Here is an 897-nt window from a genome sequence, read left to right as displayed (position 1 = left end):
GACGACCTGATCCCGCTGCTCAAGCTCATCCTCTTTCGAGGCCAGTTGCTGCTGCAGCCCGGCCACCATCGACAGCAAGTCAGCGGTCGATAAACTGCTGATATCAGGCGTCTTTGAGGTGGTTTCGGGCTGTATTTTCATGGGTAAAATTATATCAAAAACAGCCAGTTGAAGCACCCAAAACCGGCTATCCAACGGCCTCATACTGCAAGGTTTTATGGCCTTGCAGCAGGCTGATGTCATAACCATCGAGCAACCAGTTGATCTGTTCGCCGGTCAACGGCATGAGCTCATCAGCCGGGCTGGGCCACTTGAATTTCTCTTCGGCCAGCGCCTTGTAGTAGAGGATAAAACCGTTGTCTTCCCACATCAGGCACTTGATCTTGTTACGCTGCCGGTTGGTGAAGGCATACAGGGCACCAGTGAAGGGGCTACGCCCTAACTCCTGCTCAACCAGCACCGCCAGGCCATTGGCCTGCTTGCGAAAATCAATGGGCTCACGGTACAGATAGATCTCGGGCATGGACCGAGAGGGACGCAGATACAGCGGTTTCATCAGAGTTGCCTCAGGATTGCACCGAGCAGATCAACATTACCGGCATGCAGACCGGTAATGGCCATGCCGCCCGGAAGCCTCAGGGTCAGATCATCCGATAGCGGTGAAGCGGCCACCTGGGTGACGCGAGCAAAGCCGGATGTAGGCACACGCTCGGTACCGGTCGCATCATCTGTAGCTTCGAGCTTGCGGCGCCAATAGACAAACTGGTGATAGGACAGTGATTGCTGTTTGCAGAAAGCAGCACCGGATAGCCCGGTATCGCGCCAGTGTTCAATGTACTGTTGCCAGTAGTGTGTGCGCTCGGTTGAGTTCATGATGGATTCCTCGCGTAGGTGACG

2 protein-coding genes are annotated in these 897 nt (G+C 55.0%); both read right to left on the bottom strand.

Translation table 11 applies throughout. The features are described 5' to 3' along the window. Positions 1 to 187 precede the first annotated feature (187 nt). On the bottom strand, positions 188 to 556 hold the full coding sequence (tnpB, locus tag KTN04_RS16615; RefSeq protein WP_217336336.1) for an IS66 family insertion sequence element accessory protein TnpB: 369 nt from the start codon (positions 554 to 556) through the stop codon (positions 188 to 190). Continuing rightward, positions 556 to 897 (bottom strand): IS66 family insertion sequence element accessory protein TnpA (gene tnpA, locus KTN04_RS16610; protein ID WP_305799507.1); only part of this gene is annotated, 342 nt, incomplete at its 5' end. The genes tnpA and tnpB, both read right to left, overlap by 1 nt.

The organism is Marinobacterium weihaiense (assembly GCF_019061305.1).
GTDB classification, from domain to species: domain Bacteria; phylum Pseudomonadota; class Gammaproteobacteria; order Pseudomonadales; family Balneatricaceae; genus Marinobacterium; species Marinobacterium weihaiense.
Note: the sequence above shows the minus strand (reverse complement) of the source record. Positions and strands in the feature narration are given on the sequence as shown.